At 67.6% G+C, this 25324-nt stretch carries 20 protein-coding genes and 1 pseudogene; 7 read left to right on the top strand and 14 right to left on the bottom strand.

All coding sequences use genetic code 11. The features are described 5' to 3' along the window. Positions 1–91 precede the first annotated feature (91 nt). The 5 genes from ABD231_RS25030 to ABD231_RS25010 form a co-directional block, all read right to left on the bottom strand. Complete coding sequence (locus tag ABD231_RS25030; RefSeq protein WP_344156709.1) at positions 92–3403, bottom strand: S8 family peptidase; 3312 nt, start codon at positions 3401–3403, stop codon at positions 92–94. A gap of 70 nt (positions 3404–3473) precedes the next feature. Then, a complete protein-coding gene (locus ABD231_RS25025) occupies positions 3474–3704 on the bottom strand; it encodes a hypothetical protein (RefSeq protein WP_344156706.1) in 231 nt (76 codons plus the stop codon). 114 nt (positions 3705–3818) lie between these two features. Next, positions 3819–7145: a S8 family serine peptidase gene (locus ABD231_RS25020; protein WP_344156703.1), complete on the bottom strand. Its 3327-nt coding sequence runs from the start codon at positions 7143–7145 to the stop codon at positions 3819–3821. Positions 7146–7326: 181 nt separating this feature from the next. Continuing rightward, entirely contained in the window at positions 7327–10668 is a 3342-nt protein-coding gene (locus tag ABD231_RS25015) for a S8 family serine peptidase (protein WP_344156700.1), read from the bottom strand. A 60-nt stretch (positions 10669–10728) separates the two neighbouring features. Then, a complete protein-coding gene (locus ABD231_RS25010; protein WP_344156697.1) occupies positions 10729–11403 on the bottom strand; it encodes a transporter substrate-binding domain-containing protein in 675 nt (224 codons plus the stop codon). A 116-nt stretch (positions 11404–11519) separates the two neighbouring features. Between ABD231_RS25010 and ABD231_RS25005 the strand changes: the two genes are divergently transcribed. Further along, positions 11520–12791 carry a glycoside hydrolase family 18 protein gene (locus ABD231_RS25005; protein WP_344156694.1) on the top strand — a complete coding sequence of 424 codons (1272 nt, stop codon included), beginning with the start codon at positions 11520–11522 and terminating at the stop codon, positions 12789–12791. Then, the gene (locus ABD231_RS25000) at positions 12792–13463 is read left to right on the top strand and encodes a phosphotransferase (RefSeq protein WP_344156691.1); all 672 of its coding nucleotides are present in this window, start codon (positions 12792–12794) and stop codon (positions 13461–13463) included. It abuts the gene before it with no gap. Here the strand turns inward: ABD231_RS25000 and ABD231_RS24995 are convergent. Beyond that, a complete protein-coding gene (locus ABD231_RS24995; RefSeq protein WP_344156688.1) occupies positions 13409–14365 on the bottom strand; it encodes a helix-turn-helix domain-containing protein in 957 nt (318 codons plus the stop codon). The two genes, ABD231_RS25000 and ABD231_RS24995, sit on opposite strands and share 55 nt — an antisense overlap. A gap of 71 nt (positions 14366–14436) precedes the next feature. Here ABD231_RS24995 and ABD231_RS24990 point away from each other — a divergent pair, with 71 nt between their 5' ends. Further along, positions 14437–14739 carry a cupin domain-containing protein gene (locus ABD231_RS24990; RefSeq protein ID WP_344156685.1) on the top strand — a complete coding sequence of 101 codons (303 nt, stop codon included), beginning with the start codon at positions 14437–14439 and terminating at the stop codon, positions 14737–14739. 73 nt (positions 14740–14812) lie between these two features. Here the strand turns inward: ABD231_RS24990 and ABD231_RS24985 are convergent, their stop codons facing one another. Then, positions 14813–15799 carry a pirin family protein gene (locus ABD231_RS24985; RefSeq protein WP_344156683.1) on the bottom strand — a complete coding sequence of 329 codons (987 nt, stop codon included), beginning with the start codon at positions 15797–15799 and terminating at the stop codon, positions 14813–14815. Positions 15800–15903: 104 nt separating this feature from the next. Here ABD231_RS24985 and ABD231_RS24980 point away from each other — a divergent pair, with 104 nt between their 5' ends. Then, a complete protein-coding gene (locus ABD231_RS24980; protein ID WP_344156680.1) occupies positions 15904–16770 on the top strand; it encodes a bifunctional methylenetetrahydrofolate dehydrogenase/methenyltetrahydrofolate cyclohydrolase in 867 nt (288 codons plus the stop codon). A gap of 7 nt (positions 16771–16777) precedes the next feature. After that, the gene (locus ABD231_RS24975; protein WP_344158196.1) at positions 16778–17050 is read left to right on the top strand and encodes a DUF3017 domain-containing protein; all 273 of its coding nucleotides are present in this window, start codon (positions 16778–16780) and stop codon (positions 17048–17050) included. A gap of 582 nt (positions 17051–17632) precedes the next feature. On the opposite strand, the gene ABD231_RS24970 is transcribed toward ABD231_RS24975, so the two are convergent. The 3 genes and pseudogenes from ABD231_RS24970 to ABD231_RS42225 form a co-directional block, all read right to left on the bottom strand. Next, positions 17633–17929: a chorismate mutase gene (locus ABD231_RS24970; RefSeq protein WP_344156677.1), complete on the bottom strand. Its 297-nt coding sequence runs from the start codon at positions 17927–17929 to the stop codon at positions 17633–17635. Between the two features lie 48 nt (positions 17930–17977). After that, the gene (locus ABD231_RS42230) at positions 17978–18145 is read right to left on the bottom strand and encodes an RNHCP domain-containing protein (protein WP_425554204.1); all 168 of its coding nucleotides are present in this window, start codon (positions 18143–18145) and stop codon (positions 17978–17980) included. 92 nt (positions 18146–18237) lie between these two features. After that, positions 18238–18444, bottom strand: a pseudogene (locus tag ABD231_RS42225) (hypothetical protein); the annotation flags it as partial. Between the two features lie 497 nt (positions 18445–18941). On the opposite strand from ABD231_RS42225, the gene ABD231_RS24960 reads away from it, so the two are divergent. Beyond that, a complete protein-coding gene (locus ABD231_RS24960; RefSeq protein WP_344156672.1) occupies positions 18942–19406 on the top strand; it encodes a helix-turn-helix domain-containing protein in 465 nt (154 codons plus the stop codon). Positions 19407–19631: 225 nt separating this feature from the next. Here the strand turns inward: ABD231_RS24960 and purH are convergent, their stop codons facing one another. Genes purH through ABD231_RS24945 form a run of 3 tightly spaced genes read right to left on the bottom strand, consistent with a single transcriptional unit; the run spans position 19632 to position 23081 of the window. Beyond that, positions 19632–21191, bottom strand: coding sequence for a bifunctional phosphoribosylaminoimidazolecarboxamide formyltransferase/IMP cyclohydrolase (purH, locus tag ABD231_RS24955; protein WP_344156669.1), 1560 nt, complete (start codon positions 21189–21191; stop codon positions 19632–19634). After that, the gene (gene purN, locus ABD231_RS24950; RefSeq protein ID WP_344156666.1) at positions 21188–21820 is read right to left on the bottom strand and encodes a phosphoribosylglycinamide formyltransferase; all 633 of its coding nucleotides are present in this window, start codon (positions 21818–21820) and stop codon (positions 21188–21190) included. Before purN ends, purH begins: the two co-directional genes overlap by 4 nt. 10 nt (positions 21821–21830) lie before the next feature. Next, entirely contained in the window at positions 21831–23081 is a 1251-nt protein-coding gene (locus tag ABD231_RS24945; protein WP_344156663.1) for a cell division protein PerM, read from the bottom strand. Positions 23082–23418: 337 nt separating this feature from the next. Between ABD231_RS24945 and ABD231_RS24940 the strand changes: the two genes are divergently transcribed. Continuing rightward, complete coding sequence (locus tag ABD231_RS24940; RefSeq protein WP_344156660.1) at positions 23419–24756, top strand: hypothetical protein; 1338 nt, start codon at positions 23419–23421, stop codon at positions 24754–24756. Here ABD231_RS24940 and ABD231_RS24935 read toward each other — a convergent pair. Further along, the coding region (locus ABD231_RS24935; protein WP_344156657.1) for a hypothetical protein at positions 24747–25324 on the bottom strand (578 nt) is incomplete at its 5' end. The two genes, ABD231_RS24940 and ABD231_RS24935, sit on opposite strands and share 10 nt — an antisense overlap.

The following is a 25324-nucleotide window of genomic DNA, read 5'->3' as shown; positions in this document are numbered from 1 at the left end:
ACGGGTCCTCCCCAGGGGTTTCGGATGAGCTCTCTGCAGCCGAGACGTCAGAAACCCTCCGGGGGGTTGCATCAACCGGACTATTCCATCCTCATCGAATCCGGTACGCGTTGAGCACGGTCTGGGTGGCCGTTCCGCCGTCGCGGTCCTTGACCGTGGAACGCAGCGAAACGACCTTGCCGGCCGGTGTCCGGAAGACAGCCGAGTAGCTGCCGCCAACCCCCGGTACGACGATCGCCCGCTGCCAGGTCTTCCCGGCGTCGGCGGAGAACTGCACCGCCACCGACTCGATCGGCGCCGGCTTCGCTCCCGGCTGGTTGACCACGGTCAACGGCAACGTGGTCACGGTCGTCCGCGGCACCGAGTTCAGAGCGTCGACGGCCGGCTGGAAGTGCACGTCACGCAACGGCAGCACCACCTTCGCGTCGCCGGTGTTCTGCGAGGCGAACGTCCACACGTGTTCGACGCGAGTCCCGAGCTGCGACTTGCTGCGTTGCACCGAGGTCTCCAGCCGGTACGTCGACTTCTCGGCCGGCGCGTTGTCCAGCGAGATCTGCCCGGCCACCGACTCGGACGCGACCAGCTTGCCGTTGCGATACAGCTTGGTCCACTCGTCCTCGGCCCCGGTGAGCCCGGTCCCCGCATGACCATCGGCGTCGGTGAGCGGGAACATGAACAGCGCCAACTCGTTCCCGGTCCGGTAACTGCTGTCGCCGCTCTGCAGCCCGGCGTTGACCACCGAGCGACCCCACCGTTCGCCGTACTGCTGACCCGGGTTCGACTTGGGGCCTTCCGAGGTGAGCGACCACAGCTCGTCGTCGTTACCGCCCTCGCGATGCAGGTAGCTGACATTCCCGTCCCACGAGATCGCACCGCCGCCATCACGAGCCTCGACGAAGTGCGTCGCGGTGACCGGCCCGTCGTACTCGACTCTGATCCCGGCCGTGCTGCCCCCGGCGCCCGGCAGCCAGCCGAACCGCTCGTCGGTCACGATCCGCCCGGCGACATCGACGGCGTACTGCGACTGGATCCGGCCGAGGTCGGCCTCGCGGACGGTCCGCCGGTAGCCGGTGAAGTAGGTGCCCTTGCGGCTCTGCACCAGGTTGTAGTCGTACGGCGCGTTGCGGTTGTCACCGGTCTTGCGCTGCACCACGAAGCGCGAGTTGATCGTGGCGGTGAATCCGTCCAGCGGCGCCCCGATCGAACCGACGGACAGCTTGTCGAGGTTCTGGGTGGAGATGTTGCCTTCCCAGAAGAAGTCCTTACCCTCCCAGTGGTAGTCGAACTGCGCCTCGACCAGCGCGGTGTTCTTGCGCGGCATCGTGAACGCGGCCGGTTTCGCCTTGCGTGCATCGACGGCGAGTGTCATCGCCCGATCGACCGTCAGGTTCGGCCAGACCAGCTGGTACAAGCGGTCGCTCGTGTCGCCGAGCAGGCCCTCGACCAGGTAGCGGCCGCGCGGGATCCGGAGCTTCGCGACGCCGTTCGCATCGGTCGGCACCTCGATGATCTTCTCCTGGTCCAGCGAGAAGATCCGGGTGTAGTTCTTCTCGGTGCCCTCGCCGTCCAGCATCAGGTGCCGCACGGTGACGTTGTAGCTCTCGATCTCCTTGTCCGCAGCCAGCGGCGTGCCGACGCTGACACCCTTCGCCGTGGCGACGACGCGACCGGAGTACAGGCCGTCCGGGCCGGAGTGACGGGTGTCGGAGGTGACCGTGACGGCGGCAGTACCGCCGGCCGGAACCGTGAGCTTCCGAGCGCTGAGCTTGAACGCACCGGATGGTCCGAGCTTGCCGCCGACGGTCGAACTGGTCTGCAGCGACAGGGTGACCGGCTTGGTTCCGAGATTGCGATAGGTGAGCTTCTTGGCGATCGGCTTGTCATCCGCGTGCGGCCAGAGCGCCGTACCGAAACCGATGCTGCCCGGGACCGAGACCACCGAGTCGGTGATCGCCCGCGCGACGTCGATCCGCCCCGAGCCCTGCTCGAACACCGACTGACCGGGCAACTGCTTCGCCGTCGCCATCAGCGCCGCCTTGAGCTCGGCAGCTTTCCACTTCGGGTGCTGCTGAGCCAGGATCGCGGCCGCGCCGGCAACGTGCGGCGTCGCCATCGACGTACCGCTCAACTGCAGGTAGTTGGTGCCGACCGGCGTACCGATCTGTGAGTTCTTCGCCTTGGCAGCAACGATGTCCACCCCAGGTGCAGTGACATCGGGCTTGATCGCCGACCCTTCCAGCAACGGTCCGCGGCTACTGGTGTCCGCGAGAACGTCCTTCTTGTCGACCGAACCAACGGTCAGCGCGGACGCCGCCGTACCGGGTGAGCGGACGGTCCGGCCGTCCGGCCCTTCGTTGCCTGCCGCAACGACAAAGAGCGCACCGGTCTTGGCGGTCAGCCGGTTGACCGCAGCCTCGATCGGGTCCACGCCAGGCTCGTCCCAGATACCGAGGCTCATGTTGATCACGCGAGCTTTCTGCTGGACCGCAGCCCACTCCATCCCGGCCAGGATCGCCGAGTCCGAGCAACCGCCTTCGCCGTCGCAGATCTTGCCGTCGATCAATCGCGCGCCCGGCGCAACCCCCTTGTACTTACCCTTCGACGCCGCAGCCGTTCCAGCAACCGTCGAGGCGACATGCGTGCCGTGCCCGAGTGCGTCACCCACCGGCTCCTCGGTGAAGTTCTTGCTGGCCACGATCTGACCCTTGAAGTCCGGGTGACTGGCATCGATCCCACTGTCCAGAATCGCCACCGGCACCCCCTTGCCGGTGAACCCCGCCTTCCACGCGGCCGGTACGCCGATCTGCGGCACACTCTGGTCGAGTTGGGTCTGCCGCTTGGCGTCCAGCCAAATCGTGCCGCCCGCGGACCTCTGTCGAGTCATACCGCTGAAGAACGCACCCGCCGACGCCTTGTCCACCTTGGCCGCCGACAACCCCGACCCACCCAGCGCCGGCCCGAAACTCGTCCCCCGCAACGCCGCACGCGGTCCCGCCGACTCCACCAAGAGCGGAATCGCGGAGGTGTGCGCATCGTCGTACTGCATCGCCAGTAGCCCGGTGATGTCGAACAACCGTCGATCCAACCGCCCCTCGGCCACCGCCTTCGCCACATCCAGCGGGAGCACGGTCAACCGTCCGCTCTCGCGCCCGATCCGGAACATCGCCCCCTCGCGCTCCTTGCCGGCAGTCACGGTGACCTTCTGCAGGTCCCCACCCCGAACCACCACCCGGTCCCCGGTAATCAGCGTCACCACCCGATCCGGAGCCGCCGCCTTCACAACCGGCGCCCCCACCGGCTGCGGCGCCGCCTGCGCTCCCCCGCCCGCCCCCATGGCGACAAGCGCCGCGGTCACCCCCACCGCGACGCCTGCCACCATCCAGCGCTTGCCCGTCAACTTCATCCGTATCTCCCCAGTCCCGGCCGTCGGAACCTAAGACGACCCAGCCCCCACCGAGGTTTGTCCCAATCTCCTAACGCAACGGATAAGCCCTGATCGTCGTCAGACCCGTGACGTCGAACAACCGCCGGTCCAACCGGCCCCCGGCGAGATCGCGCTGGACGTCCGACGGTACGACGTACAGGCGGTTCTTGGTGCGGTAGGTGTTGAAGGTGATGTGGCTGCGGCCGGGGCCCGGCCGAACGCTCGCCTGATTGTCGCGCACGGTGACGCGGTCGCCGGTGACGAGAGTGACCTGGTGCATTTGCTTCACTGCCGACTGGGGCGCGGGCTTTGGAGGAGGTGGCGTGGGCGCGGCGAACGCTGCAGGGCGCCGCGACCGGGATGGTCGCGACGCCCTGTTCGTTCAGCTGTGCTGCTAGCGCAGCGGGTAGGCGCCGATCGTGGTCTGGTCGGCGGTGTTGCCCTGGGCATCTACTACGTGGGCCTTCAGGGAGATCGTCTTGGCACCCTTCGGGGTGGCGAAGATCGCCTTGTAGGACCCGTGGCCGGCCGGGACGACGGAGGCCTTGTGCCAGGTCTTGCCGTTGTCGCCGGAGACCTGGAGCTCGACCTTCTTGACGGCCGACACCGCGCTGCCCTCCTGGGCGAGCAGGGTGAACGGCAGGACGCTGACCGGCTTGCGGTCGGCGACGTTGTGCTTGTCGACCTTCGGGTGGTAGCCGACACCGACCAACGGGATCTGGGTTTCCTCGGCGGTCTTCGCCGAAGAGAACGTCCAGGTCAGGTCGGTCCGGGTGCTGAACGCGGAGTACGTCTGCCGCGTCATCGACGACTGGAAGGTGAACTTCGCCTTCTCCGGCGGCAGGCCCTCGGCGAAGGCCTCACCGAAGTACTTGGACTCGGCGACCACCTTGCCGTCGCGCAACAGCTTGCTCCACTCGGAGTCCGCCCGGGTGGCGCCTTGGTTGCCGTCGGCATCCGTCAGGCCGTAGGCCAGCACCAGCAGGTCGTTCCCGGCCCGGCCGGCGAAGGCCGGGGACGGCGTGAAGGCAGCAGCGTTGAAGCGCTCCTGGTACTTCTTGCCGGCCTGGTACTCCCGGAACGGCGATCGGAGCTGGGTGATCGTGTCCGGGAACGGGTTCTCCGGATCCGTGCTGGGCACGATCTCGCTGATCTGGGTGCTCCACTGCGCCGGCTTGTCGTCGGCCAGCAGCTTGGTCGTGGCCGGCTGGTCGTAGTCGAGGATGATGGCCCAGCCACCTGCCGAGCCGAACACGACCCGCTCGACCTTGCGGTCACTCGCCGCGTTGATCTGCTGGGTGACCTCGGCGAGTTCCTTCGCCTGCACGTTCCGGATCAACCCGGTCGGGAAGACGCCGGGCGTGCCTTCACCCTGGGCATACAGGTACGGCGAGTTGTCGAACCTGCCCTCGCTGTTCTTCTTGGCCCACTGTGAGCCGACGAACCCGGTGAGCTGCTCGGGCGGCAATGCCGGACCGATCTGCGCGGTGTTCACGTTGTCGAAGTCGAACAGCAACGCCGATGAACCCAGCCCACTCTGACCGTCCGGCGTGTACCGCTCGTAGCCGACCGATCCGACCGCGAGCGACGCCCCGGCGTTCGGGACCGTCACCTTGACCGGCTTGGTGAGCCGGGCGTCGAGGTCGGTGCTGGCGTCCCCGGTCAGCTGCAACGCGGGCTGCACGACCTCGTAGAAGGACCCCTTCTCCGGGTCGTTCGGGTCGACCAGGAAGTTGGAGGCCTCCAGGTGGTAGCCACCCTTGGGCAGCCGCAGGCTGAGCTCGTCCTTGTCGGTGTAGTAGAAGTTGAACGAGTGGTCGTCGAGACCCAGGACGACGATGAACGGCGGGAGCGGCTTGCCGTCCGGACCGCTCGTCTTCACCTTCAGGTTGTAGCTCTCGACCTCCTTGTTGACACCGATCCCGGAGACCACAGAGGTGTCACCACCAGTTGCGGTGACCCGACCGGAGTACGCGCCGTCCGGTCCGTTGTGCTTGGTGTTGGAGGTCGCCTGGACCGAGGCGGTACCACCGGCCGGAACCGTGACCGTGTTCGCGCTCAGCTGCAACGAGCCTGCCGGAGCGGCCGCACCGGTCGGGTCGGTCAGCGTCGCCGCCAGGTTCAGCGTGACGGGCTGGTCGCCCAGGTTGCGGTAGGTCAGCGTCTTGGTGACCGGCTCGTCGTCGTTGTGCGGCCAGACCGCAGTCCCGAACGACAGGTTGCCCGGGTCGCTGACCACGGTCTGCTTGATGCCCTTGGCCACGTCGATGCGGCCGGCACCCTGCTGGAACGTGGTCTGGTCGGCCGCCGGCTTGGCGGAACCCGTGATCGCCGACTTCAGCTCACCCGCCTTCCAGTTCGGGTGCTGCTGGGTCAGGATCGCCGCGGCACCCGCGGTGTGCGGCGTCGCCATCGACGTACCGCTGAGACTCAGGTACTTGTCGCCGACCGGCGTACCGATGGAGCCGTCCTTCGACCGGGCAGCCACGATGTCGACACCGGGCGCGGTGACGTCCGGCTTGACCGCACCGTCACCAACACGCGGGCCGACGCTCGAGAACTCGGCCAGCTTGTCCTGCTTGTCGACCGCACCGACCGTCAGTGCAGCCTCCGCACTCCCCGGCGATCCGACGCTTCCGGCACCAGGGCCACTGTTGCCGGCGGCAATGACGAAGAGCGTCCCGGTCTCCGCGGTCAGGCGGTTGACGGCCTCCTCGAGCGGGTCGATCTCCGGTGAATCCGCACCGCCGATGCTGAAGTTGACGACCTTGGCCTTGACCTCCTTGGCCGCCCACTCCATCCCGGCCAGCAAGTCGTCCTCGAAGCAGCCGAACGCTTCGCAGACCTTGCCGTCATAGAGCTTCGCGTCCGGTGCCACGCCCTTGTACTTCCCGCCCGACGCGGCACCCGTACCAGCGATCGTCGACGCGACATGCGTCCCGTGACCGATGACGTCGTCCGCCGACTCGGTGGTGAAGTTCTTGGCCCCGGCCACCTGCGTCGACAGGTCGGGGTGCGTCGCGTCGATGCCGGTGTCCAGTACGGCGACCGACACGCCCTTACCGGTGTAGCCGGCCTTCCAGGCCTCCGGCGCACCGATCTGCGGTACGGACTTGTCGAGCAGCAGCTCGCGCTTGCCGTTCAGCCAGATCTTCTCGATCGCGGTCGCCGAGCGAGCGTTGTTGCCGGCACCGGCCAGGAAGGCGGCAGCCTTGCTCTTGTCGACGCTCAGCGCCGCACCGTTGACGACCGGCAGCTGGCGGGTCACCGTCGCTCCCGGTACGGCGGCTCGCGTCTTCGCCTGCCCGGCATAGGTGACGATCACGGGGATCGCCTTGGACGACTTGTCGTCGTACTTCATCTTGATCAGACCGGTCACGTCGAACAGCCGCCGGTCCAGGCGCCCGCTCGCAACCTGCTGCCGGACGTCGGACGGAACGACGTACAGGTGTCCCTGCACCCGGTAGCTGCCGAAGGCGATCCCGTGCCGGCCCGCGCCGGGCTCCACGGTCGCCTTGCCGTCCCCATGGACGGTGACCCGGTCCCCGGTCACCAGGGTGACCTTGACGGCGGCCTTGTTGGCTTGGGCCTTTTCGGCCAGTGATGTCGGTCTGGGTTGAGTAGCCGATGCCTGGGCGATGCCCGACAGGCCGATTCCCAGGGCGGCGATCGAGGCGACGGCGGCAACGCCAATACGCCTCGATCGTGGTGTAGATACCACGATGAGTCCCTCCCGTTTCGGTTTGTCCTCACGTGGCCCACCCGCCCTCCTCACAGAGCGGAGCCGGCGGGCCACTACCGGTAGATGTCCGGTCTAGCCCATTCGGTTGCACGAACCGGAGGACATGGCAGGAACCTGCAAGAAGAGTGACCACCCGTTCACCCTCCGCAGTGGGCTGGAATCACCGCAACGGATACGCCCCGATCGTCGTTTCCTCGGTCACGAACCCGGCGGAGTCGACGATCCGCGCCTGCAGCGAGACCGATCGAGCAGTTTTCGGGGTCGCGAATGCTGCCCGGTAGCCACCCCTTCCGTCCGCCTGCACCGATGCCTTGCGCCAGGTCTTGCCCTCGTCACCGGACACCCGGATCTCCACACTCCGGATCTTCGGCAGCACCCCGTCACGCTGCGCCTCGAGGACGATCGGGAGCACCATCACCGGCGTCCGCTCCACCACGTTGTCGATCCCGACCTTCGGCCGGTACCGGATCCCGATCGCCGGCAGCTGTGTCTTCTGGTCGGTCGCCGCCGAGGTGAACGTCCACTTCCGATCGGTCCGGGTGCTGAAGTCGGACCACGTCTGCCGGGTCAGCGAGCTCTCCAGCACGTACGTCGCCTTCTCCGCCGGCACCCCTTCGGCGTAGATGTCGCCGTACAAGCCCTCGGCGATCACTTCGCCGTTGCGCAGCAACCGGCCCGACTGCGTGTCGATCCCGGTCTCGCCTTTGTTCCCATCGGCATCCATCAACGTGTAGTCGAGGATGTTCAGGACATTCCGATCGCGGAAGGCCCAGACGGGCGCGGTCGTGAATACGGCGGAGTTGATCCGCTCCCGGTACGACGTTCCCGCCCGGTACTCGCGGTACCGCGACCGGATGTCGGTCGCCCAGTTGCCGGGATCGTCCGGATGAATCTCCTCGAAGCCCTTGCTCCAAACGGCCGACCGACCGCCCAGCAGCAACCGGACAGTCCGCGCCTGATCGAACTCGAGCGCCTTCCCGAAGCTCCAGGACATCCCGGGCGCCATGCCGTACGCACCGAGACGGGCCTTCCGGTCATTCGTCTTGTTGAGCTGTACGTCGACCGCGGCGAAATCCCGGTCCGTCATCGCCCGGTCCAGGCCGGTCGGGAATCCGCCGGGGAAGCCGTCGAAGTGGCTGTAGACGTACGGCGCGTTCCGGACCTGCCCGTCGGTACCGGGCGGAGCCCACTGCGCAGCAAGGAACCCGGTCATCGCGCCCGGCTCCGCCGACGGACCGACCTGCCCGGTGTACACCGGGTCGTACGAGGCGCCGAGCGACATGGAGGTCAGCCCACCCTCGGCGCCGACCGCCTTGCGCAGGTAACCGACGGTCGCCGAGAGGATCTTTGCCTCGGAGCGCGGCACCGTGACCGTGACCTTCTTCGCCTTCCGGGCGTCGAACACCACTGTGCTGTCGCCAGTGAGGTTCAGCCGAGGCTGCACCATCCGATAGCTACGCCCGGTGGCCTCAGGGTCGGTCGGGTTCGGAATGAACTGCGACGTGTCGAGCAGGTACTCACCCTTCGGCAGCCGGAAGCTGACCGGCCCCGGGTTCGGCCACATGGCGGTCGTACGGTCACCGGTTGCGACGTTGTAGGCCATGACTTCCTCGAAACCGCCCGGCTTCCCGTCGGGATCGATGGCCTCGGCCGTGATCGTGTAGTGCTCGACCTCCTTGGTAACCGCCAGCGCAGTCGCCACCGTGGCGCTGCCGGCGGTAGCAGTGACGCGACCCACGTAGGCGCCGTTCGGCCCGTCGTGCTTGGTGTTGATCGTCACCTGCACGGCAACTGTTCCACCGGCAGGCACAGTGACGGACTGCGTGCTCAGGTTGATCGCTCCGGCAGGCGCGGGCTTGCCGTCCGGGCCGGTCAGTACGGTGTCGAGCTGCACAGTGATCGTTTGATCGCCGGTGTTGCGGTACGTCAGTGGCTTGGTGATCGATTGATCATCGTCATGCGGATACCGAACAACACCGAACGACAGGCTGCCGGGTTCGGCGAACACCTTCTGCTGAACGGCTTTCGCGACGTCGATCCGGCCTGAACCTTGCTCGAACAGCGTCTGCCCGGCGGCCGGCTTGGCGGACCCCATCAGCGCGGCTTTGAGGGCTTCGGCATCCCAGTCCGGGTGCTGTTGAGCCAGCAGTGCGGCGGCGCCCGCGACATGCGGGGTGGCCATCGACGTGCCGTTGAGTCGTAGGTAGCGATCACCGACGGGAGTGCCGATGACCGACGTACTCGACTTGGCGGCGACGATGCCGACGCCCGGCGCGGTCACATCCGGTTTGAGACCGCCGTCACCGACGCGCGGGCCGCGACCGGAGAACTCGGCCAGCTTGTCCTGCTTGTCGACCGCGCCCACCGTCAGCGCGGCATCGGCACTCCCCGGCGAACCGACCGTCCCGACCCCTGACCCTTCGTTGCCCGCGGCAACTACGAAGAGCGTGCCGGTCTGCGCAGTGAGCCGGTTGACGGCCTCCTCGAGCGGGTCGATCTCCGGAGTGTCGCCACCCCCGAGGCTGAGGTTGACGATCTTGGCCTTGACCTCGGTCGCCGCCCATTCCATCCCGGCGAGGATTGCGGACACCCGGCAGTCGCCGTGATCGTCGCACACCTTGCCGTCGTAGATCCTGGCAGCCGGCGCGACGCCCTTGTACTTGCCGGCCGACGCGGCCGCCGTACCGGCGATGGTCGAGGCGACGTGGGTACCGTGACCGTTCCGGTCACCGTCATCGGTGTCGGTGAAGTTGCGCGCAGCAACGACCTGGCCGGCCAGATCCGGGTGCGAGGTGTCAACGCCGCTGTCGAGTACGGCGACTTTGACATCCTTGCCGGTGTAGCCGGCCTGCCACGCGGTCGGTGCACCGATCTGCGGGACGGACTCGTCCAGGCTCAGCTTCCGCTTCGCGTCGAGCCAGATCTTCTGTACGCCGGCCGTCGTCGTACCAGTCAGGAATGCGCCGGCCTTGGCCTTGTCGATCTTCAGCGCGACGCCGTTCAGCACTGGCAACTGCCGGGTGACGGTCGCGCCGACGACGGCTGCGCGGGACTTGGCCTTCCCGGTGTACGTGACGACGACAGGGATCGAGGGCGTCGAGCGGTCGTCGTACCCGGCCCTGATCAGCGCGGCAACGTCGAACAGTTGCCGATCCAGCCGGCCGGCGGCGAACAGCCGGCCGAGGTCGGACGGCAGCACCTCCACCTGGTCCTTCACGATGCGAGTCGTGAAGCGCACCTTCTCGCGGCCAGGCCCGGGATCCACCGAGACGCGCCCCTCGCGCAGCGTGACCCGGTCGCCGGTGATGAGGGTGACTTGCCCGTTGAGCTGCCGTACCTCGGCCGCCGGTTGAGCTGGTCGACCCTGAACCGGCTGGCTGATCGCCGGCTGGCTCTGGGTCCGTTGACCTTGGGCCGGCTGGCTCTGCGCCGGGAGGCCGAGTATCGCGATCGCGACGACGGCGATGACGCCGTACCGTCTCGATCGTGGAGCGGATGCCACGATGGGTCCCCAATCGGTTGTCTTGACCCATCTGTGTCGTGAACAACCGGCGAGGTTCCCTCAGCGGGCGAGGGCTTGTGCGATGAAGCCGGACTCCTTCAGTTCCTCGACGACGCCGTACAGGTAGGCGACGGTGTCCGGGTGGCGGGTCTTGAGGGTGCCGACGGCCTGCCGGATCTCCATGAAGGGGTCGTCGATCATCCGGAGGTCAGGATGCTCGGCGACGAACTGGGTGACTGGTTCGCGGATCCCGGCGCCGGCCTCGAGCCCTTGGTCGACAAAGACGTCGACGCCCTCGGCACCGCGGACGATCGTGGCCTGCTGGACGGTCCGACTCAGGTGCAGGTCGTACGCCGACCCCTCCTTCACGCCGATCCGGATCCCGGGACCGTCGACATCGGCGACCGTGGTCAGCGCCGAGTCCTTGCCGACCACGTAGACACCTTCGATGACGACGTACGGCTCGGTGAACGCGACCTGGTCGGCCCGAGCGGGGTCGACGGCGAGGAAACAGAGGTCCGCCTGGCCCGTCACCATCGCCTCGAACGACTTCCGGGCCGCGTCGAAGCAGACGAACTCGACCGGTACGTCGAGCCGGCGCGCAATCTCGCGCGCGATGTCGACGGTCACGCCCCGCGGCTCATCAGGTGTGCCCTGCGCCAGGACCGGGTTCCCCAGGTTGATCGACGCCCGCAGTACGCCGGTCGGTGCAAGATCATCACGCACATTCGTCATACCGGCGACCCTACCGACGAGTCGTAACGACGAGATTTGGTAGGGACATTGTGTAAATCGTTGGAGCGGCTCTACTGTGAGCCCACTTGTCCCTTGACCGCCCGTTGGGGAGTGGAATGAAGCGTCGAAGTATTGGGCTGTTGGTTGCCGCGGCGACCGTGCTGGCGGGAACCACCGCCGTACCGGCCGAAGCACATGGCAGCGATCAGCGCGTGGTGGGCTACTACACGCAGTGGAGTGGGTACGACCGGAACTTCCTGGTCAGTGACCTCGTGAAGAACGGGTCGGCCGCGCGGCTGACTCACATCAACTATGCGTTCGGGTTCGTCGACGAGCAGGGGAACTGCTACAGCAGCGACCCGTGGGCCGATTTCCAGCGGCCGTTCAGCGCCGAGCAGAGCGTGAGCGGAGTTGCCGACCAGCCTGGTCAGGCGTTGAACGGCAACCTCAATCAGCTCAAGCAACTGAAGGCGAAGTACCCGAAGCTGCGGATCAGCATTTCGCTCGGCGGCTGGACCGGCTCGAAGTACTTCTCGAACGCCGCGCTGCCTGAGGTCCGGGCTGCGCACGTGAAGTCCTGTACGGATCTGTGGATCAAGGGCAACCTGCCCGGTCTGCCGGCCGGTGCCGCGAAGGGCATCTTCGACGGGATCGACCTGGACTGGGAATGGCCGGCCAGCGAAGGCAACCCGGGCAACGTGATCCGGCCCGAGGACAAGCAGAACTTCACCGGTCTGGTGCACGAGTACCGCAAGCAGCTGGACAAGGCGTCGTGGCCGTTCAAGGGCCGCTACAACCTGACCGCATTCCTCCCGGCGGACCCGGCTCAGGTCGACCGGGGATTCGAGGTTCGCAACGTCTTCAAGGACCTGACCTTCGGGACCACCCAGGGGTACGACTACCACGGCGCCTGGGACCCGCAGACCAACCAGCAGTCCTCGATCGACGGGCCTGCGGGTGATCCGACGGCGACCGAGTTCAGCTCGCAGGTCACCATCGACGCCTACATCGCCCGGGGCGCTCCACGGAGCAAGCTGGTGATGGGCGTGCCGTTCTACTCCCGCGGCTGGACCGGCGTGACGAACGCCAACAACGGTCTCTTCCAGAACGCCACCGGCCCCGCGCCGGCGACGTACGAGGCCGGCTACGAGGACTACCGGATCCTGAAGTCGAAGCTGTCGTCGTTCACGGTCCACCGCGACACCAAGGCCGGCTTCGCCTGGCTGTTCGACGGGACCACGTTCTGGACCTGGGACGACCCGACCGAGATGAAGCGCAAGGCGCAGTACATCTCGCACCGCAACCTCGGCGGCGCGATGATCTGGTCGCTCGACGGTGACACAGCAAATGGGGAGCTCATTTCGGCGTTGCACCGTAATCTTCGCTGAGTGGATCTTCAACGCTTGATGGACCGGTTCGGCGCTTCGGCCGCCGAACCGGTCCTGCTCGGTATGTCCGGAGCGACCGTCGTTCGGCTCGTCCGGCGGGGCGAACGGCTCTACTACAAGACAGGTGAGGGTCCGCTCGCCGCCGCGATCAGCGATGAGGCGGACCGGATGGAGTGGCTCGCCTCGGTCGGCTTCCCCTGCCCACAAGTCGTTGATCGCGGCAACAATTGGCTCTTGACCGCCGAACTGCCCGGTCGCGACGCGTCGCAGCCCTGGCCCGAGGCCGACCGCCCGGCCGTGATCGCCGCCCTTGCGGAGGGTCTGCGACAACTGGACGCCTTGTCCGGCTGCCCGTTCGACTCACCCTTCCCCGGTACGGCGACTGCCGTGACCCATGGCGACTACTGCGCACCGAACGTCTTCGTCGACCCCGAGACGCTGAAGTTCACCGGCGTACTCGATCTCGCCCGACTCGGCAGCGGCGATCGCTACCTCGACCTCGCTTTGATGGTGAACAGCCTCTCCAACGGCCTGAACCCGCAGTACGGCGGACCGTCGGCCGCGCGCACGTTCGTCGCGGCGTACGGCGGTGACTTCGACGACCCTCGGCTCCAGTCCTACATCACGCTGGACCAATCCGGCGCCTTCGATGCGCGGAACGACCTGCGGTAGGCGCTCGGCGTCGTACCGACTGCTTTCTGGAAGCGGCGACGGAGGTTGGTTGCCGAGGACAACCCGGTGTGGCCGGCGATGGTTTCGATCGGGAGGTCGGTTTCCTCCAGCAGGGCACGGGTTCTGGCGATCCGCTGGGCGAGCAACCACTGACCGGGCGCCGTACCGAGTTGGTCGGTGAAGCGGCGGGCCAGGGTTCGCGGCGAGACGTTGCAGCGGGCGGCCAGCTCGTCGACGGTGATCGGCTCGGCAAGGTGGCCGGAAACCCAGTCCAGTAAGGCGGCCAGCGATTCGCCGGCCGGCGGTTCCTCGTCGGCGCGGTACTGGACCTGACCGCCTTCGCGATGTGGCGGCATCACCATCCGGCGGGCGATCCGGGCGGCATACGCGGCGCCGTGATCGTTGCGGACCAACTGCAGGCAGAGGTCGTACCCGGTACCGGATCCGGCGCTGGTCGCGATGTCACCGTGGTCGATGTAGAGCACGTCGGGATCCACCTGTACGGCGGGGAATCGGTCCTGCAGGTTGTCGCAGTACCGCCAGTGCGTGGTCATCCGGCGGCCGTCGAGCAGGCCGGTCGCGGCCAGCGCGAAAGCGCCCGAGCAAATGCTGACGAGTCGCGCACCGCGGTCGTGCGCTCTTTGCAGCGCGCGTAGTACGGCGGGCGAGGGCTCTCTGTGGTTGGGGAGCCAGCCGGGGATGACGATCGTGTCCGCGTGGTCGAGCGCGCGGAGGCCGCGTGGGGCGACCAGGTCGAAACCCTGCACGGTCCGGATCGGGCCAGGGCGTTCGGCGCAGATCGTGAACCGGTAGCGATCTGCACTGAAGACACCGGCCACACAGCCGAGCTCGAAACTGCCTTGCGGGGCTGAGACGAGGGCTACCACGCGATGGGGGCTCATGGCAGAAAAGTACCCGTTCGGGACTATTCAGACACTGGGTTTGCAGGCGCGGTTTGGTCAGGATTGTCGGTATGGAATGGATTTCGGCAGCAGACGTCCCCGCCCGCGAGCTCTTCCCCGGCATCCGACTAAGGACGCTTTGGAAGGGCGGTATCGCGTCGGCGCACCTGCTCGAGATGGAACCGGGGTCGTCGTGGGAAGGCATCGACGTACACGACCCTGGTCCGGAGGAGGTCTTCGTGGTCGACGGGGTGTTCAACGACGGCGAGCGCGACTATCCCGCCGGGTCGTTCATCCATGCACCAGCTGGGTCCTCGCACGTACCGCAGTCGGCCGTGGGCTGCACATTGTTCCTGTTCTACCCGGAGGGCTGAGCACTACCTCGGCGGGCCGGTGAAGATCGGCATCAACACCGGCTCCCAGCCGCAGGCTATGTCCTGCTGCAGTTCAGTTGGACTGGTGAAGCTCCGTGCCGAGACCGTGAACCGCCGGGATCGAGCCGAGCTTGCCGGCCTGGAAGTCCTCGAACGCCTGCACCACCTCGGCCCGCGTGTTCATCACGAACGGCCCCGCCATCGCGATCGGCTCGCGAATCGGACGTCCGCCGATGACCAGTACGTCGAGATTCGGCTCCGCCTGCGGCTGGCTGAGGGCGGCCGCCGTACGGATGGTATCGCCGGGACCGAAGACGGCCAGCTGGCCCTTGCGGAACGGACGACGCTCGGCGCCGACCGTGCCTTGACCGGCGAGGACGTAGACGAGCGCGTTGTAGTCCGGCTGCCACGGGAGCACGAGCTCGGCGCCCGGGCTGACCGTCGCGTGCACCAGGCTGATCGGCGAGTACGTCGATCCCGGTCCGTCGTGGCCGTCGACCGAGCCGGCGATCACGCGGACCAACGAGCCACCGTCATGCGAGGACAGCAACGCCGAGTCGCCACCACGGATGTCCTGGTAGCGCGGTGCTGCCCACTTCTGCGCCTTCGGCAGGTTGACCCACAACTGCACACCATGGAACAGACCGCCGCTCGCCACGAGGTGCTCCGGCGGGGTTTCGATGTGCAGAAGGCCGGATCCGGCGGTCATCCACTGGGTGTCGCCGTTGGAGATGACACCACCGCCGCCGTTCGAGTCCTGGTGCTCCATGATCCCGTCGAGCATGTACGTGACGGTCTCGAATCCGCGGTGCGGGTGCCACGGCGTGCCCTTCGGCTCACCCGGTGCGTACTCGACCTCGCCCATCTGGTCCATGTGGATGAACGGGTCCAGATCCTTCAGATCCACGCCCGCGAAAGCCCGCCGTACCGGGAAGCCCTCGCCTTCGTAACCACTCGGGGCAGTCGTCACAGACCGCACCGCCCGCTCCCGCGCGACGGCCGGGTCCGGCTGGTGGATGCGGGGCAGCACAGTGATGTCGCTGACGGTCACGGCGGGCATCTCGGGTCTCCTCTGGGCTAAGTAGTTCAAGAATAAACTATCTACCGGAACCACGGCAAGGGTGGGCGCTATTCCCCGGCCTCCACATGGCAGACTCTTGCCTCGTGACCGCAGAGATTCTGGATGGCAAGGCGACGGCGGCAGCGATCAAGGACGAACTGAAGGTCCGGGTCGCGAAGCTGGCGGAGCAGGGTGTGGTTCCCGGGCTGGGAACGATCCTGGTCGGCGACGACCCCGGCAGCCGGGCCTACGTCGCCGGCAAGCACCGCGACTGCGCCGCGGTCGGCATCGCCTCGATCCAGGTCGAGCTGCCGGACACCGCCACCCAGGAAGAGATCGCGGCCGAGGTCGCGCGGTTGAACGAGGACCCGGCGTGTACCGGCTTCATCGTCCAGCTCCCGCTGCCGAAGCACGTCGACACCAACACGATCCTCGGCCTGATCGACCCCTTGAAGGACGCCGACGGCCTGCACCCGGTCAGCCTCGGCAAACTCGTCCTCGGCCAGGACGGCCCTCTCCCCTGCACCCCGAAGGGCTGCGTCGAACTGCTCCGCCGGTACGACGTCCCGATCGCCGGCGCCCACGTGGTCGTCGTCGGCCGCGGCGTCACCGCCGGTCGCCCGATGGGCCTGCTCTTCACCCGCCGCTCCGAGAACGCCACCGTCACCCAGTGCCACACCGGCACCACCGACCTGGCCGCCGTAGTCCGCACCGCCGACATCGTCATCGCCGCCGCCGGCTCCGCCGGCCTGATCACCGCCGACATGATCAAGCCCGGCGCCATCCTCCTCGACGTCGGCACCAGCCGCTCGGCCGAAGGCAAGATCGTCGGCGACATCGCCCCGGAAGCCCGCGAAGCCGCCGCCTGGATCGCCCCCATGCCCGGCGGCATCGGCCCGATGACCCGCGCCATGCTCCTCACCAACGTCGTCGAAGCCGCCGAGTCCACCGCCACCCCGAAGCGAGCGTGACGTGCTGATGGCCGGCGAGGCTCAGCGCCGTACCACCGAATGGCCCCTGGCCCTCTCCCTCCTGGTAGCCGCCACCGGCCTCGTCATCCTCACCTTCTACAACTGGCGCAACGGCATCCTCATCTTCGCCGCCGCCCCCGGCGTAGCAGCCCTCCTCCGCGCCACCCTCACCGACCGAGCCGCTGGCCTCCTCCACGTCCGAGGCCGCATGTTCGACACCGCGTTCCTCTTCCTGACCGCCGCCGCCATAGCCGGCCTAGCCCTCATCGTCCCCAACTGAGTTCCTTCCCCCGCGCACCCTTCGCTCCCTTCCTGGCTGCCGCCCGGGCCCGGTGCGCTACCGCGCACCGCACCTCCGGCGCACCCCCCGTTGCGCGCTTATCGCGCCTGACTTCGGCATGTGGGTTAGTTCCTGAGTCGAGCAGTCGATGGCAGCGGTCCAGTCACACTCCCGCAGGTCAGCGCCCAGCCGATCAGGCGGTCGGAGTCGGCGGGCCGCGTGACCAGCTGGCCCTTGGCCTCTCTGTGGTCGGCGAGTGTGGGCAGTGGCGGTCGAGTGTGACCTCCGCGCCGTTGTACATCGTTTACCGCCGACAATCTCCTCACAGTCGACGCGGGCTGCCGGTGGTGGCGCATCGACCGAAGCCACCGTGCCGAACAGTGGACCGGGAGAGGGGGTGGGAGGAGGTGGGCGGACCGCCCCCACTCACCAACCTTGCGGAGCTCGCTCGGTTCACGCTCAGCGCGACCTGCCCGAACCGCCCAGAAGCGGGTTGGTGAGTGGGGCAGATCCGCGCACCGCACCCACCCGGACCTGATGACCGGTCACCAGGCATATCCGACCTCGTTGGACGTCGGCTGACTACTTGCCTTCGGCGATGCGTTCGTGGTGGTGGATGACCTCGGCGATGATGAAGTTGAGGAACTTCTCCGCGAAGACCGGATCCAGGCCGGCGTCGGTGGCCAGCGAGCGGAGGCGGGTGATCTGCCGTTCCTCGCGAGCCTTGTCGGCGGGCGGGAGGCTGCTGCGGGCTTTGAGTTCGCCTACCTGCTGCGTGCACTTGAACCGCTCGGCGAGCAGGTGCACGAGGGCGGCGTCGATGTTGTCGATCGTGCCGCGCAGGCGGGCGAGTTCGGTCGAGGCATCCTGATCAGTCACGCCTCTACTTTGACGCATCGCCCTCCGGTCTTCGGCCACGGCCGGTACTTACGGCCGTGTTCTCCATGCGGGTATGAGGGTGAGGAGTTGGTCGAGGTTGTCGGGTTGGTGAGGGTCTTGGGCTATGCGGTTGCGGCGGCGGGTGCCGCAGGTGAGGCATTGGTGGACGAGCATGTAGCCCTTGGCGGTGTGGTGCTCGAGCATGACGGGACGCATGAGCGCGCCGCACGGGTTGGCGCGATCGCCTGGTGTGATGTCAACGTGCAGTGAGTTGTGATGTCAACGTGCAGTGAGTACAGGCATTCCGGGCAGTGGTTGCGGTAGCTGCCGTTGGTCAGCGGGCTGACCGCAGTCGCGCAATGGGCACAGGTGAACCCGGTGTTCTCGGTGGATCTGCTGATGGTGCTGCTCCTCGCGAGTCGAAAGATCGTTGACTCGGAGGCGCAGGGTTCCGTTCGTTCTCCTCCGCGCGGAGCGAGGAAACTCAGGCTGGACTGGGGATTGACGCGATTCACCGCTCACCTCTCGGGTGGGCGATTACTTCCGGTTCCTACTTCATCAGGGCCTGTTCCATCCCTGAATCCGGACCACTGCCGGGGTTGTCTTCTTTGTCCCGGCCACTGTCACGCAGGTTCCCCCACATGCCACCGGTAGGTGTCATCCAGTCGCACTGACGTCGGCGTCGTCCCCTGTCAAACAGCCGCAGCAGTACGTCGATCGGTCACGGCACCTCCCCGGGAGCTCAGGAACCGTTTCAACGTATGAGCGCCGCCTAGCGAGGTCAACGGAGTTTCGGCCCCACACCGCGATCCGCGCAACGACAGGACGTATAGGTGTGCTGGACGGCTCCGCCACGCTCAGGGCTGGCAACCGGGCCGCCGATGCGCCGTATACGTCCTGTCGGTCGGAGCATCCAATGAGACCGCGCCCGGCCGCCTTGCAGGGGCCACGGAGTTTCTTGACGCGGATAGTACTTTTGGGTTCTAGAACCTGGAGGTAATAATCTGCTTTAATGACGTACACGATCGCCTACACCGAGGGCTGTCACAAGTGGCTTGGGACCTGGGCTTGGCCGGCCGGCGGTGGAGACGATCAAAGCCTCGCGCCGTCCGAACATGAAGAAGCAGCCAGGGCCGATGAACGGGCGAAGGAGTCAACGGTGAAGTACCGGACACATGAAGAGGTACGAGCGGAGTTCATCAGAACCCCGGAGGACGAGGCTGCAGTTGCGGCCTACAAGGAAGAGGCGCTGGCCGAGATCCGGGCTTACCGGCTTGCGGAGGTGCGGCAGGAGCATGGGCTGACTCAGACGGATCTGGCGGAGCGGCTGCACATCACGCAGACTGCGGTGTCCAAGATCGAGCGTGGCGAACTGGCTCGGTCCGAGCTGAGCACTATCCGCAGGTATGTCGAGGCACTTGGCGGTCGGCTCGAGATCGTCGCCAGTTTCGGGGATGAGCGCCTCGTTCTCAGCTGACCCCGACGTGGCGGCCCAGGGCAGGAAGGCGGGTCACGCCGGGACCACATCAACCCCGGAGCAGTTGGGCGGGCGGTAGCCCGCACGTGCGCGGTAGTGCACCACCGGGCAGTAGCCCGGCACGCAGGGTGGGTGGGGGAGCGTGCGAGACGCGAGCGTAGCGAGTGGCTTGTGCGCGGGGGGCGTGGGCGATGAGCCCACTCCCCCGCGCAGCGGGGTGTCGTACTAGTGGAAGAAGTGCCTAGTACCCGTGAAGTACATGGTGAGGCCGGCTTTGGTGGCGGCTTCTATGGCGGCTTCGTCTCGGATGGAGCCGCCGGGCTGGACTACGGCCTTGACGCCGCCTTCGATGAGGACCTCCAGGCCGTCGGGGAAGGGGAAGAAGGCGTCGGAGGCGGCGACTGAACCGACTGCGCGGTCGCCGGCTCGGGAGACTGCCAGGCGGCAGGAGTCGACTCGGTTGACCTGGCCCATGCCTACGCCTACTGAGGCGCCGTTGGCGGCCAGCAAAATCGCGTTGGACTTGACGGCGCGGCAGGCCTTCCAGGCGAAGGCCAGGTCGGCCAGGAGCTCGGGCGAGGCGGCGTCTCCAGCGGCGAGGGTCCAGGCGGACGGGTCGTCGCCGGGGGCCTGGAAGCGGTCTGTGTGCTGGAGCAGCAGGCCGCCGCTGATCGGGCGCATCTCGACCTGCTCAGACCCTGAAACGGCGGGGGCGACCAGGAGGCGGATGTTCTTCTTGGCCTGGAGGACCTCGACCGCGCCGTCTTCGAAGGCCGGGGCCACGAGGACCTCGGTGAAGATCTCGGCGACCTGCTTGGCGAGTTCGACGGTGACTGGGCGGTTGGTGGCGATGACGCCGCCGTACGCGGAGACCGGGTCGCACTCGTGGGCGCGGCGGTGGGCTTCGGCGATGTCGGTGCCGATGGCGATGCCGCAGGGGTTGGCGTGCTTGATGATGGCGACGGCCGGTTCGGCGAAGTCATACGCCGTACGGCGGGCTGCGTCGGAGTCGACGTAGTTGTTGTACGACATCTCCTTGCCGTGCAACTGCTCCGCCGCAGCCAGACCACCACGACCGTTCACGTACAGAGCGGCCGGCTGGTGCGGGTTCTCGCCGTACCGCAGCACGGCCTTCTTGTCCCACGCAGCGCCGACCCACGCCGGGAAACCGGAGCCCTCGCTGGAGTCGGTCAGCACGCTGCCCATCCAGGAGGCGACGGCCACGTCGTACTCGGCGGTGTGGATGTAGGCGGCCGCGGCCAGCTTCTGGCGCTCCTCGAGGGAGAAGCCACCCTCGTCGAGCACGGTGTAGAGCTCGTCGTACTGCGACGGTGACGTCAGTACGGCGACGTTCGCGTGGTTCTTGGCTGCGCCACGGACCATCGACGGACCGCCGATGTCGATCTGCTCGACGCACTCGTCGACCGAGGCGCCGGAGGCGACTGTCTGGGTGAACGGGTAGAGGTTGCTGACCAGGAGGTCGAAGGGTTCGACCCGCATCTCGGCGAGTTGCTCGACGTGGTCGGTCTTCCGTACGTCGGCCAGCAGGCCGGCGTGGACCTTCGGGTGCAGGGTCTTGACCCGGCCGTCGAGGCACTCCGGGAAGCCGGTCAGTTCCTCGACCTTGGTCACCGGTACGCCGGCCGCTGCGATGCGGGCGGCGGTGGAACCGGTCGACACCAGCTGGACGCCGGCCGTGTGCAGCGCGGTAGCGAGCTCCTCCAGACCGGTCTTGTCGTAGACGCTGATCAGCGCCCGGCGGATCGGCCTGCGGTCGGTGCTCACTTCAGTCGAACCTTTCGTCCGGTGATGGTCCAGCCCTGACGGACCAGTCGGCCGACCCACTCGACCAGCTGGCGGCGTTCGACCTCCTTGATCCGCTCGGTGAGGGTTTCCTCGGTGTCGTCGTCGGTGACGGGTACGACGACCTGCGCGATGATCGGGCCGGTGTCGACCCCGCCGTCGACGAAGAACAGGGTGGCGCCGGCGACCTTGACGCCGTACGCGAGCGCGTCCCGCGGCCCGTGGATCCCGGGGAACGCGGGCAGCAGCGCGTTGTGGGTGTTGATGTAGCGGTCGCCGAACGCGGCCAGGAAGTCGTCCCCGACCAGCTTCAGGAACCCGGCCGACACGACCAGGTCGGGCTTGTACTGCGCCACCGAAGCGGTCAGCGCCTTGTCCCAGTCAGCTCGCTCGGCGTGGTCCTTGACCTTGTGCACGAAGGTCGGCACACCAGCCGCGGCAGCGCGCTCCAGACCGACGGTTCCGTCGCGGTCGGCACCGACAGCAACCACCTGCGCGCCGTACGCCGGGTCGGCGGCAGCGTCCAGCAGAGCCTGCAGGTTCGACCCGGAGCCGGAGACGAGCACGACGAGCCTGGCGGGCTCAGGGGTGGGGGCAACCGGGTCTGTCACGCCGGGAAGCCTATCGCTCGGGTTCAGGCTCCGGTTCAGCCGGTCGGCGGGCAGCCACCACGGCCGCGGTGATCGCAGCCCCGATCGCCATCCCAGCCGTCAGTACGCCGGCCGCCGCCAGCGCGGCCGGGATTCCGACCGCAGCCATCCGCCCCGGCCCGGCCGAACCACCGGACAGCGCCATCAGCACGTAGAAGGCGATTCCGGCGAGTAGGGCCGCGATTCCGCCGCGTAGCGCGAACGCATCCCAGCCGAGCGCGTCTGCGTGCTGTTCCGCGCGCCCACGCCGTACTACTACCAGTCCGGCCATCGCACCGGCTCCCAGCGGCACCAGCGCGGTCAGCACGAGCAGATAGGTCGGAGTGGAGCCGTCTGCCGGTACGGCGGCCAGTAGCGGAAGCGCCGGCAGGTTGCCGACGTCCACACCGGTCGGGGCGATCGTCGTCCCGGTACCGAGCTGGAATCCGGGTCCGGCGAGGAAGGAGACGGCGTACAGGACCATGTTCGGCACCAGCATCAGGCAGAGCGCGAACAGCACGACCGACCCGATCACCCCGGCGTCGAGCAGCTCCAGCATCGCTGTGACCCGAGAGAAGTGGATTGCGAGCAGCACGCCGTACAGAACAGAGGCGACGGCGATCACGGTCAGTACGGCGGCTGCAGCGGCCGGTACGGCGTCGCGCAGGCCAGGTGGAGTCGCATCGGCGATGTCCTCGGCCGCACCGGACTCGACCAGTACACCGATCGTGCCGGCGACCAGTGCGAGCGAGGCGGTCCCCAGGAAGGCCGAGAGCGGTGAAACGTGCAGTGTGCCGTCAGCGGTGAGCAAGGCGACGATCAGACCGCCCAGGCCGTAGACACCGGCGTACACAGCGGACAGCAGGATCAGGTCCTTGGTCTCGTCCGCCGCACTGCTGCGGGCCGCGGACTTGCCGCCGCGGTAGAGACACCACGCGAAGAACAGGGTCAGACCGAGCGGTGCGATCGAGATCGTGCCGGTGCCCAGCGTCACGCCCGCCTTGTGCGCGACCAGCCAGGCGGACGCACCGGCCCGGATCGCTCCGGACGCACCGCCGAAGGTGGCAGCCAGCCAGCCGATGACGGCGACCGCCGTACAGGTGAGGAGACCGGTGAGCAGGCACGCTCCCGCCGAGAGCACTGCGGACACGATCACCGGCTTGGTCGGTACGGCGTCCACGGGGCCGGGTGGCGGGGCAGAATCGCCGCCGGGACTGCCCGGGCGGCTGAGCATGTCGGTCATCTGACTCCCATCGTCGCTCTGCTACTGGACACGGCTGGGCCAGACACGCCGGATATGGGAGACTTCAGCGCGCTTGCTTACGCTCGTGCCGCGTGTTGGATGTTGTTTGAGTGATTGCGGTGTTCAGGTGCGTGCATCGCGGTGCCGGAGGAGCGGCCTCGATGCTTTTCCATCGTGGCTGTTCCTCCGGTGCCGTGAGGTGCGTGCCTGGGCGCCGCAAGCGCCAAAGAACATCCAACACGCGGCACCTTCCCCACCGGTGTCGATGGGGTAGCTGAGTGTGGGCGAACAGGGTCCACCCAGTACTGTCGGGTGGAATCACTCAGGAGGTCGAGCTTTGGCCGGTTCCCACCGCGCACAACGTGGCGGCGGTCGCGCCGCTGCCCGGGAAGCACGCCGGGAGAAGGCGCGTAAGCGGAACCAGACGATCGCTGCCGGTGTGGCGGTGGTGGTGCTGGTCGGTGGCGGCGGTATCGCCGCGCTGAACGCCTTCGGCGGCGACGACTCTTCCGGCGACGCCAAGAAGGGCAAGGGCCCGGGCGACGACAAGTCCAGCGACTCCAAGGTGCTCGCCGACGACAAGGGCCTGCTCGACGTGGCCGGCGCGAAGACGCTCGGCTCGACCGGCACCTGGTCGGTCAGCGCGACTGCGGACGGCAGCGGCGCCGGGGACCACGACTACGTCTGTCAGTCCCAGCGGTTCGCCGACCCGTCCGGCCTGCGCACCTGGGTGCGCAAGTTCGCCAACCCGACCACCAAGGACTCCGCAGTCCAGTACGTCGAGGTGTCGAACGACGCGGCGGCCGCCGAGAAGGCATACGGCACGATCGTGGGCTGGTTCAGCCAGTGTGCCGCCGAGAAGCGGACCCGCCTGAACACCAGCTACCTGCTCAGCGGGATGGGCGACAAGGGCTGGATCGCGGTCTTCGGACAGGCGACCGGCCCCAAGACGCGGTACCGGACGATCTCGGTCACGCTGGCCGGCCAGGCCACCCTGGTGGTCGAGCACGACACCAACGGCACCACCCCGCCGAAGCCGGACGCCGTACTGAATGCCACCGCCGCGGCCCTGCAGAAGATCTGCCCGCAGACTGGCGGCTGCGGCTCCGGCACCCCCGCCGCCAAGGCGAGCCTGCTCCCCACCTCCGAGCCGGCCGGCTTCATGGCACCCGCCGAGCTGCCGATCATCGCGGCCGTCGACAAGCCCTGGGTCAGCACGCCCGGCAAGGTCGGCAACACGACCCAGTGCGAGCGGACCGACCCGAAGAAGGCCAAGGCAGCCAAGTACGCCACCCAGACCTACCTGGCCCCCGGCGCCAAGGTCCCCACCGAGTTCGGCCTGGACGACACGGTCGCCCGCTTCGCCTCCCCGAACGCCGCAGCCGCATACGTCAGCCTCGTCCGCAAGAACGTCGACGGCTGCCAGAAGGCCGTCTCCACCGCCAAGGTCAGCTCGGTCGGCACCATCTCCACCGGCGGCGTCAAAGGCGAGGCCTGGGAAGCCTCCTTCGAGACCGGCAGCGGCAAGAAGGCCAGGTTCCGGATCGGCGTCGCCGCCGCCGGCAACCACGCCGTCTACCTGCTCTTCCCCGTCCTCCCCGACCTCGACATCACCGACAGCGCCTTCGTCGACACCCTCCGCCGAGCCGCCGAACGCTCCGCGTCCTACAAATAGGTCGTAGGACGCAGGTCCCGGAACACCACCGCACCTCCCCGCGGCGGGTCCTCGCAGTACGGCGAGTGCAGGTCGAGCCCGTGCACGGATGGGAAGGCAACGACGTACTCCGGATCCAGGTGCAAGGTGACCCGCATGCCGCTCCCGGCAGCCGCGTCGTACGGCCGTCTCGGCGCCGACGGCCGGATGCCCGTCAGCTCCTGGCGCAAACCGATCCCCTCAGACCAGACCTCGACTACTCCGTGCTGGGAGATCACCGCGGTGGCAGCCAGGCTCAACCAGCGGACCGTGATCAGCGATCCGTGATACCCCTCCGCCAGATCCTGCGGGCACAGCGTGGTGATGGTGAAGCTCCGGTCGTCGAGGATGTCGACGGAACTGCGCAGAGTGTGCGACTCGACGGCGACGGCGGCCGCAGGGTGTAGCGCGTGCGCGGCGACAGACTCCAGCACTGCGATAGGAAAGCGCGGGCTGTCGAACCCGCTTCCGAAGTACATCTCGGGACGCTTGCGGACGTGTTCGTCGAACTCCACGATGACCAGGTCGTTCGCGCTGTACGCCACACTCA

The sequence above is a fragment of the Kribbella yunnanensis genome (assembly GCF_039529655.1).
GTDB classification, from domain to species: Bacteria; Actinomycetota; Actinomycetes; order Propionibacteriales; family Kribbellaceae; genus Kribbella; species Kribbella yunnanensis.
The sequence above is the reverse complement of the archived record's forward strand: the minus strand, read 5'-3'. Positions and strand labels throughout refer to the sequence as shown.

Excerpts from the sequence above, each read along its gene's own strand:
- ABD231_RS24975 (WP_344158196.1), top strand. The coding sequence starts at position 16,778 with ATGGCCGGCGAGGCTCAGCGCCGTACCACCGAATGGCCCCTGGCCCTC.
- ABD231_RS24945 (WP_344156663.1), bottom strand. The coding sequence starts at position 23,081 with ATGACCGACATGCTCAGCCGCCCGGGCAGTCCCGGCGGCGATTCTGCC.
- ABD231_RS24995 (WP_344156688.1), bottom strand. The coding sequence starts at position 14,365 with ATGAGCCCCCATCGCGTGGTAGCCCTCGTCTCAGCCCCGCAAGGCAGT.
- ABD231_RS25010 (WP_344156697.1), bottom strand. The coding sequence starts at position 11,403 with ATGACGAATGTGCGTGATGATCTTGCACCGACCGGCGTACTGCGGGCG.
- ABD231_RS25025 (WP_344156706.1), bottom strand. The coding sequence starts at position 3,704 with ATGCACCAGGTCACTCTCGTCACCGGCGACCGCGTCACCGTGCGCGAC.
- ABD231_RS24990 (WP_344156685.1), top strand. The coding sequence starts at position 14,437 with ATGGAATGGATTTCGGCAGCAGACGTCCCCGCCCGCGAGCTCTTCCCC.
- ABD231_RS25030 (WP_344156709.1), bottom strand. The coding sequence starts at position 3,403 with ATGAAGTTGACGGGCAAGCGCTGGATGGTGGCAGGCGTCGCGGTGGGG.
- ABD231_RS42230 (WP_425554204.1), bottom strand. The coding sequence starts at position 18,145 with ATGCGTCCCGTCATGCTCGAGCACCACACCGCCAAGGGCTACATGCTC.
- ABD231_RS24985 (WP_344156683.1), bottom strand. The coding sequence starts at position 15,799 with ATGCCCGCCGTGACCGTCAGCGACATCACTGTGCTGCCCCGCATCCAC.
- ABD231_RS24960 (WP_344156672.1), top strand. The coding sequence starts at position 18,942 with ATGACGTACACGATCGCCTACACCGAGGGCTGTCACAAGTGGCTTGGG.
- ABD231_RS25005 (WP_344156694.1), top strand. The coding sequence starts at position 11,520 with ATGAAGCGTCGAAGTATTGGGCTGTTGGTTGCCGCGGCGACCGTGCTG.